Origin of the sequence: Microtetraspora fusca (genome assembly GCF_001570365.1) — a bacterium.
Taxonomy (GTDB): Bacteria; Actinomycetota; Actinomycetes; order Streptosporangiales; family Streptosporangiaceae; genus Microtetraspora; species Microtetraspora fusca.
Genome location: NZ_BBYK01000026.1, coordinates 1 through 856, shown reverse-complemented (window position 1 = coordinate 856; position 856 = coordinate 1). Strand labels below are relative to the sequence as shown.

Annotated in this window: 1 protein-coding gene; it reads left to right on the top strand. The window is 69.7% G+C overall.

Features of this window, described 5'->3' with window-relative positions:
- Nucleotides 1-74: 74 nt before the first annotated feature.
- The coding region (locus tag AWQ68_RS00130; RefSeq protein WP_169808818.1) for a cation transporter at nucleotides 75-856 on the top strand (782 nt) is incomplete at its 3' end.

The window sequence follows — 856 nt, the reverse complement described above, 5'->3', positions numbered from 1 at the left end:
TCCGGTTCGGCTGGGCACGGCGGGCATGGCGGGCACGGGCACTGACGCCGGTGTGAGGTGAGGAAGGAGAGACGATGACGTCCGTCACCGAGTCTTCCGTCGCGGAAGATGGGCCCCTGGGTTCGGTCGAGCTCTCGATCGGCGGCATGACGTGCGCGTCCTGCGCCAACCGGATCGAGCGCCGGCTCAACAAGCTGGACGGCGTGACCGCGACGGTCAACTACGCCACCGAGAAGGCGAAGGTCACCTTCGTCGAGGGTGTCGTCCCGCAGGATTTGATCGCGGAGGTGGAGAAGGCCGGCTACACCGCGCAGTTGCCTGCCCCGCCGCGTGAGCAGGGTGAGGGTGAGGGCGGTGGTGGGCCGGAGGAGCCGCGCGATGAGCTTCGTCCGCTGCGCGCCCGGTTGATCACCTCGCTGGTGCTGGCGGTGCCGGTGATCGCGATGGCGATGATCCCGCCGCTGCAGTTCACCAACTGGCAGTGGCTGTCGCTGACCTTGGCCGCGCCGGTGGTGGTGTATGCGGGCTGGCCGTTCCACAAGGCGGCCTGGACCAACCTGCGCCACGGCGCCGCCACCATGGACACGCTGGTGTCGCTCGGCACGATCGCCGCGCTGGGATGGTCGCTGTGGGCGTTGTTCTTCGGCACCGCGGGCACGCCTGGCATGACGCATCCGTTCGACTTCACGATCCAGCGTAGTGACGGCTCCGGGAACATCTACCTGGAGGCGGCCGCCGGGGTGACGGCGTTCATCCTGGCCGGACGCTACTTCGAGGCGCGGTCCAAGCGGCGGGCGGGCGCGGCGTTGCGGGCGCTGCTGGAGTTGGGCGCCAAGGACGTCGCCGTGCTGCGGGG